Source organism: Prescottella sp. GW823-FHT02E09 (assembly GCF_058797375.1).
Window position 1 is genome coordinate 403,541 of sequence record NZ_JBXAJP010000006.1, and the last position, 14,732, is coordinate 418,272.

General features: G+C 68.4%; 14 protein-coding genes. 9 read left to right on the forward strand and 5 right to left on the reverse strand.

All coding sequences use genetic code 11. The annotated features are described in order from the left end of the window. The 3 genes from AC1RIF_RS18120 to AC1RIF_RS18130 are packed head-to-tail and all read left to right on the forward strand — an operon-like array spanning position 1 to position 2,914. Positions 1-429 (forward strand): gp25 family contractile injection system sheath assembly initiator, encoded by a 429-nt coding sequence (locus tag AC1RIF_RS18120; RefSeq protein WP_492602733.1) that lies wholly within the window; start codon positions 1-3, stop codon positions 427-429. Further along, a complete protein-coding gene (locus tag AC1RIF_RS18125) occupies positions 426-2,369 on the forward strand; it encodes a putative baseplate assembly protein (protein WP_492602734.1) in 1,944 nt (647 codons plus the stop codon). The genes AC1RIF_RS18120 and AC1RIF_RS18125 overlap by 4 nt, the downstream gene beginning before the upstream one ends. Beyond that, the gene (locus tag AC1RIF_RS18130) at positions 2,369-2,914 is read left to right on the forward strand and encodes a phage tail protein (protein WP_492602735.1); all 546 of its coding nucleotides are present in this window, start codon (positions 2,369-2,371) and stop codon (positions 2,912-2,914) included. The genes AC1RIF_RS18125 and AC1RIF_RS18130 overlap by 1 nt, the downstream gene beginning before the upstream one ends. Here AC1RIF_RS18130 and AC1RIF_RS18135 read toward each other — a convergent pair. Beyond that, positions 2,862-5,777 carry an AfsR/SARP family transcriptional regulator gene (locus AC1RIF_RS18135; RefSeq protein WP_492602736.1) on the reverse strand — a complete coding sequence of 972 codons (2,916 nt, stop codon included), beginning with the start codon at positions 5,775-5,777 and terminating at the stop codon, positions 2,862-2,864. The genes AC1RIF_RS18130 and AC1RIF_RS18135 overlap by 53 nt on opposite strands. A 332-nt stretch (positions 5,778-6,109) precedes the next feature. Between AC1RIF_RS18135 and rfbA the strand changes: the two genes are divergently transcribed. From rfbA to AC1RIF_RS18150, 3 genes are read left to right on the forward strand one after another with little or no spacing between them, the layout of a single operon-like run. Further along, the gene (gene rfbA / locus AC1RIF_RS18140) at positions 6,110-6,985 is read left to right on the forward strand and encodes a glucose-1-phosphate thymidylyltransferase RfbA (RefSeq protein ID WP_492602737.1); all 876 of its coding nucleotides are present in this window, start codon (positions 6,110-6,112) and stop codon (positions 6,983-6,985) included. A gap of 1 nt (position 6,986) precedes the next feature. Continuing rightward, positions 6,987-7,592: a dTDP-4-dehydrorhamnose 3,5-epimerase family protein gene (locus AC1RIF_RS18145; protein WP_492602738.1), complete on the forward strand. Its 606-nt coding sequence runs from the start codon at positions 6,987-6,989 to the stop codon at positions 7,590-7,592. A 4-nt stretch (positions 7,593-7,596) separates the two neighbouring features. Continuing rightward, positions 7,597-8,715 carry a S1C family serine protease gene (locus AC1RIF_RS18150; protein WP_492602739.1) on the forward strand — a complete coding sequence of 373 codons (1,119 nt, stop codon included), beginning with the start codon at positions 7,597-7,599 and terminating at the stop codon, positions 8,713-8,715. 6 nt (positions 8,716-8,721) lie between these two features. Here AC1RIF_RS18150 and AC1RIF_RS18155 read toward each other — a convergent pair whose 3' ends face one another. Next, positions 8,722-9,570 carry an LLM class F420-dependent oxidoreductase gene (locus AC1RIF_RS18155; protein ID WP_492602740.1) on the reverse strand — a complete coding sequence of 283 codons (849 nt, stop codon included), beginning with the start codon at positions 9,568-9,570 and terminating at the stop codon, positions 8,722-8,724. 89 nt (positions 9,571-9,659) lie between these two features. Beyond that, positions 9,660-10,130: a GtrA family protein gene (locus AC1RIF_RS18160; RefSeq protein ID WP_492602741.1), complete on the reverse strand. Its 471-nt coding sequence runs from the start codon at positions 10,128-10,130 to the stop codon at positions 9,660-9,662. A gap of 96 nt (positions 10,131-10,226) precedes the next feature. On the opposite strand from AC1RIF_RS18160, the gene AC1RIF_RS18165 reads away from it, so the two are divergent. From AC1RIF_RS18165 to dprE2, 3 genes are all read left to right on the forward strand, one after another. Continuing rightward, positions 10,227-10,856 (forward strand): superoxide dismutase, encoded by a 630-nt coding sequence (locus AC1RIF_RS18165; RefSeq protein WP_492602778.1) that lies wholly within the window; start codon positions 10,227-10,229, stop codon positions 10,854-10,856. Positions 10,857-11,004: 148 nt separating this feature from the next. Further along, positions 11,005-12,429 (forward strand): decaprenylphosphoryl-beta-D-ribose oxidase, encoded by a 1,425-nt coding sequence (gene dprE1, locus AC1RIF_RS18170; RefSeq protein WP_492602742.1) that lies wholly within the window; start codon positions 11,005-11,007, stop codon positions 12,427-12,429. Next, positions 12,426-13,187, forward strand: a complete 762-nt coding sequence (gene dprE2 / locus AC1RIF_RS18175; protein ID WP_492602743.1) for a decaprenylphospho-beta-D-erythro-pentofuranosid-2-ulose 2-reductase — start codon at positions 12,426-12,428, stop codon at positions 13,185-13,187. The genes dprE1 and dprE2 overlap by 4 nt, the downstream gene beginning before the upstream one ends. A 66-nt stretch (positions 13,188-13,253) precedes the next feature. On the opposite strand, the gene AC1RIF_RS18180 is transcribed toward dprE2, so the two are convergent. Continuing rightward, positions 13,254-13,538: a hypothetical protein gene (locus AC1RIF_RS18180; RefSeq protein WP_492602744.1), complete on the reverse strand. Its 285-nt coding sequence runs from the start codon at positions 13,536-13,538 to the stop codon at positions 13,254-13,256. Positions 13,539-13,670: 132 nt separating this feature from the next. After that, positions 13,671-14,732, reverse strand: a complete 1,062-nt coding sequence (locus AC1RIF_RS18185; protein WP_492602745.1) for a DUF1214 domain-containing protein — start codon at positions 14,730-14,732, stop codon at positions 13,671-13,673.

Sequence of the window (14,732 nt, forward strand, 5' to 3'; positions counted from 1 at the left end):
ATGTCCGCGGACTTCGTCGGCTCCGGATGGTCCAGTCCGGTGCAGATCGACGCCACCGGGGCATTCGTGTTGGTCACCGGCGCAACCGATGTGGAGCAGGCCATCGAGATCATCCTGCGGACCGCACCGGGTGAGCGGCCGATGCGACCCGAATTCGGTTGTCGGGTGCACGATCACGTGTTCGCACCCACCACGACCGCCACCGCCGCCGCGATCGCGCACGATGTCCGGTCGGCGCTCGAGCAGTGGGAGCCGCGCATCGACGTCGAGCACGTGTACGTCGACTTCGACGAGTACGACCTCGGTGCGTTCTTCGTCGACATCGGCTACCGGATCCACGGCCGCAACGAGGCCCGCAACCTCGTCTTCCCGTTCTACGTCATTCCCGACGAACCCCCACCCGGCCCGATACCCGAGAAAGGCAGGTGACTGCCGTGCTCCCCGCCCCGAACCTCGACGATCGCGGATTCCAGGAACTCGTCGACGACGGCCGCCGGCTGATGCGGTCGCGATTCCCGGAATGGTCCGACCACAACCTGTCCGACCCCGGCATCACGCTCATCGAGGCGTTCGCCGCCATGCTGGACCAGCTGATCTATCGCCTCAACCGCGTACCCGATCGCCACTATCTGAAGTTCCTGGATCTGATCGGCCTGGAGTTGCGGCCCGCGTCGGCGGCCCGGGCCCAGGCGACGTTCTGGCTGTCGGCGCCGCAACCGCAGACGGTGACGGTGCGCGCGGAGGCCGAGGTCAGCACGGACCGGACCGACCTGCAGGAACCCGTGGTGTTCGCTACCTTCTCCAGCCTCGACATCGTGCCCTGCACCCGGAGTCGGGTGGCCGTCTCGGCGGGCGACGCGGATCCGGTCGATCGCACCGTCGATCTCGATCGCGGCGGATTCGACTGCTTCGGGTCGCGGCCGGCGGCCGGGGACTGCCTCCTGGTGGGACTCTCGTCGGCGGTGCCCTCCTGCGCGCTGCTGCTGCGGCTCGAGTGCCGGGTGTCGGGCGTCGGCGTGGATCCCCTGCGCCCACCGCTCGTGTGGGAGGCCTGGACTCCCCACGGCTGGGTGGGCTGCGAGGTGGATCGCGACGAGACCGGCGGGTTCAACAAGCCGGGTGACGTCGTGCTCCATCTGCCCTTCGACCATTCCGCGTCCGTGGTCGCGGGCCAGCGCGCGGGCTGGGTCCGGTGCCGGGTGGTCGCGCCGCTTCCCGACCAGCCGATGTACTCGCGCTCACCGCATGTCGACGCGATAGCCGCGATGACGGTCGGCGGTACCGCTCCCATCGCCCACGCCCGCGCGATCCGCGACGAGGTGCTCGGGGTGTCCGACGGCAGTGCTGCGCAGCGTTTTCCGCTTCGCTTCGGACCGGTCGTGCCCGGTGCCGAGCCGGGGACGCTGACCGCGACGGCGGCCGACGGCGCGGTGTCCGAGTGGACCGCGGTCGACGACTTCGCCGAGTCCGGTCCGGAAAGCGCGGTGTTCCACGTCGACGCGGTGTCCGGGGAAATCGCCTTCGGACCGGCCGTCCGCGAGGCGGACGGATCGGTGCGCAACTACGGTGCCGCACCACCCAAAGGCGCCGTGCTGCAGTTGCACTCGTACCGGATCGGCGGTGGCACACGTGGGAACATCGGCATCGGTCAGATACGGGTGCTGAAGACCTCGGTGCCCTACGTCGCCCGGGTGGAGAACCGGATCGCGGCCGTCGGCGGCGCCCAGGCCGAGACCGTCGAGGAGTTGAAGGCGCGCGGACCGGTGGTGCTGCGGTCCAGGGGGCGTGCCGTCACGACGGAGGACTTCGAGCAACTCACGCGGGAGGCCGCCCCCGAAGTCGCCCGCGTGCACTGTCTCGGTGAGGAATCCGGTCTGGTCCGGGTGCTGGTCGTCCCCCACGTCGCGGACGACGAGGCCGGCCGCGTCCGCATCACGGACCTGGCACCGCTGCCGGAGACGCTGCGGCACATCGCGAAGTTCCTCGACCGGCGCCGGTTGATCGGAACCCGGGTGATCGTCGAGCCCCCCGAGTACATCGGGGTGACCGTGGCGGTCGGGCTCACCGCCCTGCCCGGCAGCGACGAAACGAGCGTCAAGGCGGACGTCTCACGCCGGCTGTACGGACTGCTGCACCCACTGCGTGGCGGGCAGGACGGCACGGGGTGGCCGTTCGGCCGCAGCCTGCGGGTACACGAGGTGAACTCACTGCTGGCATCGGTTCCCGGTGTGGACATGGCCGGTGAGATCACCGTGCACATGTTCCCCACCGATCCGCACACCGGCCAGCGTGGTGACGCGACCGATCGGATCCTGGTGCCCGACAACGGATTGATCTGCTCGTACCGACACTCGGTCCTGGTGCAGTGATGCGCGGCACGGTGGACCGACTGGGCACGCCCCGACCACTCGGGACGACACTGCCGGCGCTGTACCTCGACGACCACTACGTCCAGGGCATCTGCGAGGTGGCGGACCGACTGCTGGCTCCGGCCTTCCTCGTCCTCGACTCCTACCATGCGTACCTCGACCCCAGCACCACGCCGACCGACGCGCTCGACTGGCTCGCCGGTTGGCTCGGCCTCACCCTCGGCACCGACGAGACGCCAACTCGCAAGCGCGAACTGGTGCAGGCCGGAGCCGAGTTGCTCCGATGGCGCGGCACCACGACGGGTGTACGGGACGCGGTGGCCGCAGCCTTCGGGGTCGACGTCGAGGTGGTGGAACCGGGTGGCGCGTCGTGGTCGGATCGACCCTCGTCGACTCCGGAGGCCCCCACCCAGGCCGGGGTCACGGTGCGCGTCACCGCCACCGATCCGGCGCACGTGGACATCGCCCGCTTGGAGGCTCTGGTCGCGGCCGTCACTCCGGCGCACGTGCCGCACCGGGTGGAGATCGTCGGTCCGGATTCGTGACGGCTCTTCCCGCCACCTCGGCACGCGCCCTCGAGTACTCGCGCCGGGTCTGGTCTGCAGCACACCGGTCGCCGGTGGCCTCGTCGAGCGCGATGAGGAGTTCCCACGGACGGTCCTGGTAAGGATTGAGCCGGACGGACAGTCGCGCCGCCTCCCGCGCATCGTCGCCGTCACCGAGGGTCCTGCAGTCCTCCGCGAGGGCGGCGGCCGCTTCCGCCGCCGCCCGGCGCAACCGATCCCTGATCTCCGTGACGAACTCGGCCGGGCCGTCCTCGGGCAGCAGATCGCCGCGATAGAGATCGAGGGCCTCGCGGCGCATGCGCACCCGATCGGCGACCCCGTCCGACCCGATACCCGAAACGCCGGCGAGGACTTCCTCGAATGCGCGCACGTCGCTCACGGTTCCCCGTGGCAACTGCAATCCGTATGCCTCCCCGCAACGACGAATGGTCACCCCCGTGCTCCCGAGGAGCGAGCGAATGCTCGAGACCGCGACCTGCAGGCGATGACACGCCACCTCGTGCTCGACCCCTGGCCACAACGACTCCTCGAGTACTTCGCGGTGCACGTGCCGTCCGGAGTGGAGCGCGAGAATGCGCAGGAGCGCAGCGGCTTTCGGACGTATTCGGGACATGTCGACGGGCCGCTCACCTACCTCGAAGCCGAACCCGCCGAAGCAGCGGACGGCCACCCGAGGCGGTGCCGGGGTACCGGTCCGCGCAGACCTCCGCGCCTCCCCGAGCAGTTCCGCCAGCCCGAGCACCTCCAGGGTGCGGCGTGCATCCACTTCCGCCGAGGTCGGGACGGCCCCTGCTCCCTGACCCACCTGTTCCCGCGCGAGAGTCGCCACCGCGTGGGCACCGCGCACCCGGAGCGCGCGGCAGCGCCCGGCCAACTGCGCGAGCGCCCCCGAGTGGCCTTCCCGCTCGCGTGCCTCCAGACACGCGAATACCTGCGCCCACACTTCCCCCACCTCGGCGCCCGCCGCCGCGAACAGCTCGCCGGCATCCGTGAAATCGTTGTGCGCCTGCTCGTCCCGATGCCTGGACCGAACGAGGGCGGTCGACATTCGGAGGATCGCGGCTCCCCATCGGTCGCCGGAGTGGACGCACTCCCGAACCAACTCGTCGCAGGCTGCGAGCCGCCAGTGCGCCGAGAGGGCGAGCGCGGCCTCGTGGAACCCTCGACACAGTCGGGCGAGCCAGGGGAAGCCCGCAAGCTCCGCATCCAAGGAGATTTCGCCGAGCCGGTCGGTCGGGTCGCCGGGCGCCCCGAACACGATGTCGACGACGGTTCCCGCCAACCTGGCGAACAGGCTTGCGACCGCATCGGATTCCTGTTCGGCCGACTCCGCCAACGACTTCCGTGCACCGACCAGATCGCCCATCGACACCGCGACCAGACCCTCGACCAGACGGGCATGCGCGCCCTCGGGTCGGGAACCGCCCTGAGCGTCGGACGGGGTCGTCCGCAGTGCCGACCGCACAGGCGCACTCCAGTGCTCCGATCCGCCCGTTCGCACGCCCCCGCCGCCCGTTCGCCACAACTCGACGAGAGCCCGTTCGCGGCGGCAGACGGTCTGGTACTCAGGATCGTCGCAGAGATCCTGGGCCCGCCGATATGCGTTGCCCGCCTCGGTGAGTGCACCCGTCCGCCCGAGGCGTCGGGCCTCGGCCATCGCCAGCCAGGGATCCTCGCGCAGCATGTGCGGCGGAAACGGGAGATCACCGAGCGCCGAGGCGACCTCGGCGGATTCGTGCACCAGCCGACCGACCGCCACCCAGTTCCCGGCCTTCGCGTGCGCGATCGCCGCGTCCCGATGATGCTGCGCGGCCTCGAGCAACCCGGCACTCCGCGCGTACCAGGCCCTTGCCTGTGCGATCCCGTACTCCTCGACGAGTTCGGACTCGAGGTGGGTGCGGAGCACCTCGTGGTAGCGGTAGGTCGACCCGTCGTCGTCGCAGGTGGTGAACAGCTGTCGTCGCTCGAGCAGGTCGAGTACCCGGCCACTCCCGGCCTCCCCCAGCAGTCCGTCGCACAGTGGTCCGGTCAACCGCCCCAGGGTCGCCGTCGTCAGCATGAATCGACGGGTCTTCTCCGGGAGTTCGGCGAGGACGTTGCGGGCCAGGTACGACCGGATCAGTTTGGACCGTCCGCCCAGTTCCTCGACAGCGTGCTCGCGCCCGGCGGGTGTCCGCCCCGTGGTGGCCAGGCGGAAGAGGGTCAGCCCGGCCGCCCACCCCCCGGTACGCCGGGTCAGGGCCGCCGCGGATTTGGGCGCGATCGGCTCCTGGAAGATCTTCGCGAACAGTTCCTCGACCTCCCAGTGGCGGAACCGCAGATCGTCACCGTCGATCTCACGAACCGTCCCGGAGACACGGAGTCGGGGCACGTTCAGGTCGGGAGTCCTGCGGCTGCCCATGAGCACCCGCAGCCGCCCTGGACGCAGCGCGACGAATCGCGCCAGGGAGGTGGATGCCTCGCTGGCCTCGATCTCGTGGACGTCGTCGAGGATCAGCAGCGCACCGGGCCCGCGCCATCCGTCGAGGCGGCCGAGCAGGTCGGCCATCGTCTCCACTTCGCCGGCCTCGACCCCGGTCACCGGCATCAGTGTGTGCGCGAGGTGCGCGACGAGACCCGCCTCCGCTCGGTCGTCGGAGGCGGCGCGATACCAGCCGACGGGGATTCCGCAGCGGTCCGCCACCCACGCGAGCAGGGTGGTCTTCCCGGCCCCGGCAGGTGCGACCACGAGGCCGAGCGAACCCGCAGGCAGCTTGCAGAGCGGGTCCACCAAGCGGCGCCGGATCAGCCCGTGCACCGGTGGGCGCCGCAGCTTCTCCCTCAGTACGATCTGCCCAGTCATCGGAACCGACGGGCCGACTCACTCCGCATTCCGACCACGGCCGGTCGCCCGACTCGGCCGACCGGCCGTGGTCGCAGACTGTGAAACTGTGTTCGTACCCACCACATTGCTCGTACCCTCGCCCGGCCAAGCGCCGCTGGACCGTCATGCAGTTCGTGGTAGACCCCTCAGGATCATAACGCCGCAGGTGTGCTGCCCGGCTGGCGCGCACAGCCGTCCGTGCCGGTTTCCTCCTACTGTGCACGCACCCGGACGCGGCAAACCGGACGCGCATTCGACGAGTGCACCCACTCCCCCGAAATCCCGCCGCCGCCCGTGAAACACTTCAGTACATGCGCGGAATCATTCTGGCTGGTGGCACGGGCAGCCGGCTGCACCCGATCACGCTGGGCGTGAGCAAGCAGCTGGTACCCGTCTACGACAAGCCGATGATCTACTACCCGCTCTCGACGCTGATGCTGGCCGGGATCCGCGACATCCTGATCATCACCACGCCCGGCGACGCCGACCAGTTCCACAACCTGCTGGGCGACGGCTCCCGGTTCGGCATCTCGCTCAGCTACCAGGTGCAGCACGAACCGAACGGTCTGGCTCAGGCGTTCGTGCTGGGCGCCGACCACATCCGCTCGGATTCGGTGGCGCTCGTCCTCGGTGACAACATCTTCTACGGCCCCGGCCTGGGCACCACGCTCAACCGTTTCCACGACGTCAAGGGCGGCGCGGTGTTCGGGTACTGGGTGTCCGATCCGGGCGCGTACGGCGTCATCGAGTTCGACGACTCCGGCACCGCGATCTCGCTGGAGGAGAAGCCGGCGCAGCCGCGGTCCAACTACGCGGTGCCGGGGCTGTACTTCTACGACAACGACGTAGTCGCCATCGCGCGCGACCTGAAGCCGTCGGCGCGCGGCGAGTACGAGATCACCGACGTCAACCGCACGTACCTGGAGGCCGGGCGGCTGCAGGTGGAGGTGCTGCCGCGTGGCACCGCGTGGCTGGACACCGGCACGTTCGATTCACTGCTCGACGCGTCGAACTACGTGCGCACCATCGAGCAGCGCCAGGGCCTCAAGATCGGCGTCCCCGAGGAGGTGGCGTGGCGGCGCGGCTTCATCTCCGACGACGAACTGCGCGAGCGGGCGCAGCCGCTGATCAAGTCCGGTTACGGCACGTACCTGCTGGGCCTGCTCGACCGCGGCAGAGAATGGTGAAATGGATTATCGGGAGTTGAAGGTTCCGGGGGCGTGGGAGATCACGCCCCGACAGTTCGGTGACCACCGCGGGGTGTTCCTCGAATGGTTCAAGGAACCCGGCTTCACTGGGTTCTCCGCCGCGATCGGCCGAACCCTCGATCTGCAGCAGGCCAACTGCTCGGTGTCCGCGGCCGGCGTGCTGCGCGGCATCCACTTCGCCGACGTCCCGCCCGGCCAGGCGAAGTACGTCACGTGCGCAAAGGGCGCGGTCCTCGATGTGGTCGTCGACCTGCGAGTCGGTTCGCCGACGTTCGGGCAGTGGGATTCGGTGCTGCTCGACGACGTCGACCGTCGCGCACTCTTCGTCTCCGAGGGTCTCGGGCACGCGTTCCTGTCGCTCGAGGACGACTCGACGGTGATCTATCTGTGCTCGTCCGGCTACAACCCCGAACGCGAGCACGAGGTGAGCCCACTGGACCCCGGCATCGGCATCGACTGGCCGGTCGTCGGACGCGACGGAACACCGCTTCAGTGGACGCTGTCCGACAAGGACCTGGCCGCGCCGACACTGCTGCAGGCCCGCGATTCCGGTCTGCTGCCGGTGTACCGGGAGGGAAGCGACTGAACCCATGAGAGCGACGAGGGTGCGCCGCGCCAGTGCTGCTGTTGCAGTGCTCGTGGCCGCGGGCCTCGCTCTCCTGGCCATACCGCTCGAACACGGCACGATCGACGCGTCGCCGCCACAGCAGGCGGCGACGTCGGTGGTCGCACCGGCCCCGCCGCCGGCCGTTCCGCTCGACCCTGCAGAACTGTCGGCCCGCGTGGTGCCCACCATCGTCACCGTCATGACCCAGTCGGCGCTCGGCACGACGGCGGGGACCGGAATCGTCCTGCGCCCGGCTGATTCCGCGGCGATCGTGCTCACCAACCATCACGTGATCGACGGCGGTACCGAAATCGTGGCGACCAGCATGCACGACATGCGCCGGTACCCGATCGAGGTCGTCGGCTACGACAGCACCCGCGACCTCGCGGTGCTCCGACTACCCGGCGGCGCCGGCCTGCCGACCGCGGTGCTGGGGTCGTCGAACGCGGCCCACGTCGGCGATCCGGTGACCGCGATCGGGAACGCGGAGGGCGGCGGGGTGCCGGTGCCGGCGCCCGGTGCCGTCACCCGACTCGGGGTCACGATCACCACCCGCAACTCCGTCGACGGCTCCCGCAACCAGATGTCCGGGCTGATCGAGGTGGACGCCGACGTCCGCCCCGGAGACTCGGGCGGCCCACTGGTGAACGCGTTCGGCGAGGTGATCGGAGTCAGCAGCGCCGGGAACGCCGTCGAACGTGACGTGCCGCAGGCACCCGCCCCGAAGTCGTACGCGATCCCGATCGACTCCGCGATGGAACTGGTGGAGCAGGTGCTGGCCGGGCGGCCGTCGGACACCGTGCACATCGGCCCCACCCCGCTGCTGGGGGTCAGCGTCCGGGACCATCGCGATCCGCAGTCGAACGTGCCGTCGGGCGCGGAGGTGACGCTCGTCAGCTTCCGCAGCCCCGCCGAGGGTGCCGGGCTCGGCCGCGGTGACGTGATCGTCGAGTTCGACGGCGTACCCGTACGCGCCGCCGCCGACCTCACGATCCGGATGAACGCCCTGCACCCGGGCGACCCCGTCCAGTTGCGGTGGATCGACGCCACCGGCGCACCGCGGTCGGGTTCGCTGGTGCTGACGGAGGGGCCGCCGCGCTGACCGGCGTCAGCCGATACCGAGCTTGCCGGCCAGTCGCTGCAGGTACGCGCGCACCTCGTCCTCGGAGCTGTCGGGCATCCCGAACAGTGCCTCGCTGACGCCGAGATCCTGCCAGCGGGCCAGCTTCTCGGCGTCGGGCTTACCAGCCAGCACGATGATCTCCGGCTGCCCGGAACGGCCCGCGTCGGCCCAGATCTTGCGCAGCAGCGTCACGTTGTCCTCGATGTCGCGCTCGATCGGCGTGGTGATCCAGCCGTCGGCGGACCGGGCGATCCACGCGAACGTCTTCTCCGACGCCCCGGCACCGACCAGGACGGGCGGGCGCGGCTGCTGGATCGGCTTGGGCCACGCCCAGCTCGGGCCGAACTTCACGAACTGACCGTCGTACGACGCCTCGTCCTGCGTCCACAGCGCCTGCATCGCCTCGAGGTACTCGCGCAGCGCGGTGCGGCGCTTCTTGGGATCGACACCGTGGTCGGCGAGTTCCTCGGCGTTCCAGCCGTAGCCGACGCCGAACGTGACGCGCCCGCCCGACAGGTGATCGAGGGAGGCGATGGTCTTGGCGAGCGTGATGGGGTCGTGCTCGAGCGGTAGTGCCACCGACGTGCCGAGCCGGATCCGCGACGTCACCGACGCGGCGGTGCCGAGCGCGACCCACGGGTCGAGGGTGCGCATGTAGCGATCGTCGGGCAGCGACTCGTTGCCGGTGCCGGGATGATTCGACTCCCGGTTGACCGGGATGTGAGTGTGTTCGGGCACGTAGAACGCGTCGAAACCGGATTCCTCCACCGCCTGCGCGGCCGCCGCGGGGGTGATTCCTCGGTCACTGGTGAACAGGCTGATGCCGTAACGCACGATCTGACTCCTCCGCGTCGGTTCGGTTCAGGAAATGTAACCTGTTCCAACCTAAACCGGAAGAGTCTCCAGACAGGTGTCCAGCCGCGTCAGCGAATCTTGAAGATCACCGCGCGCTGGACCACGAAGTTGATGACCGTCGCGGCACCCTGCGCGATCACGAACGCCAACGGCACGCGCCACCACTCGTCCGGGAACACCTGGAACACCATCACCTGATTGAGCCCCACCTGCACCGCGAACGTCACCGCATACAGCACGACGACGGCGACGAACCGCGCGCGACTGGGCTCGGCCTTGAACGTCCACCGACGGTTGATCAGGTATGCCGCCGTGGTGCCCGCGACGAATCCGATCGACTTCGCGGCCGCCGTGGGCAGGCCCATCGCGAGCATCAGCAGGTACAACCCAAAATCCACCACGGCCGACAGACCACCGGTCAGCACGAAACGCACGATCTGCGTCTTCAGGTCCAGCGCGTCGTCGGCGATGGACTCGGTGACGGGGATCTCGACCGGCAGCGGGACGTGCGGTTCGTGGGCGTGGGGGGTTCCGGACACGGGAACGAGCGTAGGCGAACCGTACGGGCCGATCCGTGGTGACGTCCGGCACACGCGGTGGACCTCGAGTGCACTCGAGGTTGCATGATCAACGTCATGACCGTCTACTCGCTGCCCGATCTCCCCTACGACTACGCCGCCCTCGAGCCGCACATCTCCGGCAAGATCATGGAGCTGCACCACGACAAGCACCACGCCGCCTACGTCGCCGGCGCCAACACCGCCCTCGACAAGCTCGCCGAACTCCGCGACGCCGACGCCCTCGCCCCCGTGGTCAACCTGCACGAGAAGAACCTCGCCTTCCACCTCGGCGGCCACACCAACCACAGCGTGTTCTGGAACAACCTCAGCCCCGACGGCGGCGACAAGCCCGAAGGCGAACTCGCGGCAGCCATCGACGACCAGTTCGGCAGCTTCGACGCCTTCCGCAGCCACTTCTCCGCCAACGCCAACGCCATCCAGGGCTCCGGCTGGTCCATCCTCGCCTGGGACTCCATCGGCCAGCGCCTGATCATCGTCCAGCTCTACGACCAGCAGGGCAACATCAGCATCGGCCTGACCCCCCTGCTCATGCTCGACATGTGGGAACACGCCTTCTACCTCGACTACCAGAACGTCAAGGGCGACTACGTCAACGCCTTCTGGAACATCGTCAACTGGAACGACGTCGCCACCCGCTTCGCCGCCGCCCGCACCCAGACCGCCGGACTCATCGTCCCCGCCTGATCGACCTCCCCTCCCGCGTTTTGCGCACTCGTCGTTGTTCCCGAGGCCCCGAAAAGGCCGACAAGTGCGCAAAACGCGAGTAAAGAAGTTGTGGATCGGCGCACTCACACAGGAGTCCGCGCACTACCGCCAGGTAACCTCGTAGCCGATGTCCGAGACAGCAGAAGAGACGGCTCACGAGCCGCTCCCCACGCAGACCCGCACCCTCACCGGTTGGGGGCGCACCGCGCCCACCACGGCGCAGGTGCTGTCCACGCCCGACGTCGAGGTGATCGCCCAGGCGGTCGCCCAGGTCGCGGAACAGAACGAGTCGAAGCCGTCGCACCTGCGGCGCGGTGTCATCGCACGCGGCCTGGGCCGCTCGTACGGCGACCCGGCGCAGAACGCTGGCGGACTCGTCGTCGACATGAACGCGCTGAAGCGCATCCACAACATCGACGCCAACACCCGTCTGGTGACGGTGGACGCCGGTGTGAACCTGGATCAGCTGATGCGCGCCGCCCTGCCGTTCGGCCTGTGGGTTCCGGTGCTGCCGGGCACCCGCCAGGTGACGATCGGCGGCGCCATCGCGTCCGACATCCACGGCAAGAACCATCACAGCGCCGGCAGCTTCGGCAACCACGTGCGCTCGATGGATCTGCTCACCGCGGACGGCCAGATCCGCACCCTCACCCCGGCCGGCCGGAACGCGAAGCTGTTCTGGGCCACCGTCGGTGGCATGGGCCTGACGGGCATCATCCTCAAGGCGACCATCGAGATGACGCCGACCGAGACGGCGTACTTCATCGCGGACAGCCGCCGTACGGCCGATCTCGACGAGACCATCGCGCTGCACAGCGACGGCAGCGAGAACAATTACGGCTACTCGAGCGCGTGGTTCGACGCAATCTCGCCCGAACCGAATCTCGGCCGGGCCGCGGTCTCGCGCGGCAGCCTGGCCAAGCTCGACCAGCTGCCGAAGAAGCTGCAGAAGAATCCGCTGAAGTTCGACGCGCCGACCCTGCTGACGCTGCCGGACGTCTTCCCGAACGGTCTCGCGAACAAGTTCAACTTCTCGGTGATCGGCGAGCTGTACTACCGCAAGACGAAGAACGCCGACAACCAGATCCAGAATCTGACGGCCTTCTACCACCCGCTCGACCTGTTCGGTGAGTGGAACCGCGGCTACGGCTCCAACGGTTTCCTGCAGTACCAGTTCGTGGTGCCGCCGGAGGCCGTCGGCGAGTTCAAGCAGATCATTCGCGACATCCAGGCGTCGGGACATCACTCGTTCCTCAACGTGTTCAAGCTGTTCGGCGAGGGCAACAAGGCGCCGCTGAGCTTCCCCATGGCCGGCTGGAACATCTGCGTCGACTTCCGGATCAAGCCGGGCCTCAACGAATTCGTGACCGAACTCGACAAGCGCGTGCTCGAGTTCGGCGGCCGCCTGTACACCGCGAAGGACTCGCGGACCACGGCCGAGACGTTCCATGCCATGTACCCGCGGATCAACGAGTGGATCAAGGTCCGCCGATCCGTCGACCCCACAGGCGTTTTCGCCTCCGACATGTCCAGAAGGTTGGAACTGCAGTGATCAACGCCGTCGGAAACCCCCAGACCCTGCTGCTCCTCGGTGGCACGTCCGAGATCGGCCTGGCGATCTGCGAGGAGTACCTGAAGAAAGCACCGCTGCGGGTGATTCTCGCTGCGCTGCCCAACGATCCGGGTCGCGACGCCGCCGTCGCGCAGATGAAGGCCGCGGGTGCAACGCAGGTCGACCTGATCGACTTCGACGCGCTCGACACCGAGGGCCACCCCAAGGTCATCGACCAGGCGTGGGCCGGTGGCGACGTGGACGTCGCGATCGTCGCGTTCGCGCTCGACGGCGACGCCGAGGAACTGTGGCAGGACCAGCGCAAGGCCGTGCTGGTCGCGAACGTCAACTACACCGCGTCCGTGTCGGTGGGCGTGCTCGTCGGCGAGAAGATGAAGGCGCAGGGCTTCGGCCGCATCATCGCGATGTCGTCGGTGGCCGGCGAGCGCGTCAAGCGCGCCAACTTCGTCTACGGCTCCACCAAGGCCGGCCTCGACGGCTTCTACCTCGGCCTGGGCGAGGCGCTGGCCCCGTTCGGCCCCAAGGTCACCGTCGTGCGGCCCGGCATGGTGCGCACCCAGTTCAGCGCGCACGTCAAGGAGGCACCGCTGACGGTGAACAAGGACGTCGTCGCCGCGCTCGCGGTGGCTGCGTCCGACAAGGGCAAGGAAATCGTCTGGACGCCGGGTCCGTGGCGCTTCGTGATGATGGGGTTGCGGCACGTACCGCGCGCGATCTTCCGCAAGCTGCCCATCTAGGAATCACACACGCGAGTCGGCCCCCACGGTGCGCTGTGGGGGCCGACTCGTGTTCCGGGGCGTCCCTTACATCGCCGAACGGGGCTGAGCGGGGACGGACCTCATGTCGTTGCCGGTATTCGGCTTGACGCGCTGCCACGTGCCGTCACTCTTGCAGGTCTGGTACGTACCGTCCGGGTGGTAGACCTTGCTGCCGACGCTGTAGTCCTTGCCGTCGTAGACACACACGGTCGTCTGGGTTCCGTCGGGGGCGGTGCGGATGTCGGCGTGGGCGACTGCGGCCTGGGCGCCGAGCACACCGCCGGCAACGAGAAACGAAGCAGCGAGGGTCTTTACGGTGCGAGAGATCATGTGCGGTCTTCCTGTTCGGGGTGGGGTCCGGGTGGACACCTACAACAATGCGGGCCCACCGCGACACCGGCCAGGCACCCGAGGATGCCGATTCGCCCACCCCTCGACGGGCGCTGATTCACCCCACGGTGCTCAGACCTTCACGACCTTCGACGTCGGGATGGGGTGCGAGTCCGCCTTGATCCAGCGCATCGCCCACGTTCCCTCGGCATGGGAGTCGGTGTCGATCCAGTTGCCGTAGCCAGGGTCCTCGGCGGACACCACGATCGTCAGGGTGCCGTCGTCGTTCAGTTTCGCGGTGTGGTTGTTGATGTAGATGTTCGTCCGGTTGTAGTCGAGCGACTCCACCCAGAAGTTCTGCAGCACGAAATTGAAGTACTCGCAGTTCGGGACCTCGGTCTCGATCACCCACGCCTCGTCCTCGGCGAGCTTCCAGTACCCGTGCAGATAGAAGATCGTCGGGTCGCCGCCCGCGTTCTGGAAGTAGTCCTGTCCCCAGTCGAAGATCTCGTTGGTGTGTGGCTGGAACTTCCGCGACCACTCGAGGAAGGTGTTGGCGGTGCCCCGCACCATGCCGACCGCCCTGCCGAGCCGCTCCCCCATCTCCTCGGGGCTCAGAGGCACGAATTCGCCTTCGGGATCGAGACATTCGATGGACAGCTCGGCCGGAACCTCCTTGCGGCGGTCCTGGTAGGTCTGCCGGACGGAGATCAGGTTGCTGTCCGGCGCAAGCGGCAGCCACGACCCCTCGGCGGGCTCCTCCACACTCGCGATGAACGAGAACCGGCCGTGCTCATCGACTTCCAGATCGTGCCCGTGTAGATCGCCGGTCTGCATCATGGTGCCGTCGACGTGGTACCGGTTGACGCGCGAGCCGAACGTCACGAGCGGCACCGTGCCCCGCGTGCCGGTGATCCGGTAGCTGTACTTTCCGGAGATGTTGGCGCGCATGTACATGTTGTCGGGGTTGTCGGCGCCGATCTTGGTCATCATGTTCGGGTTGGGTGCCGACGTGAACTGCGGCCACCGCGGATCGGTGTACTCGACGCAGTTGATCGTGGCGTACCGCAGCAGGCGGCTCAGGTAGCGGACACCCTCGGCCTGCGTCAGCGGATCCTGCGGCACGATCTCGTCGTGCAGGATGTTGCCGGTGTCGAGGAGGTCGGCACAGAACTTCTCCCAGGTGGCATTCAT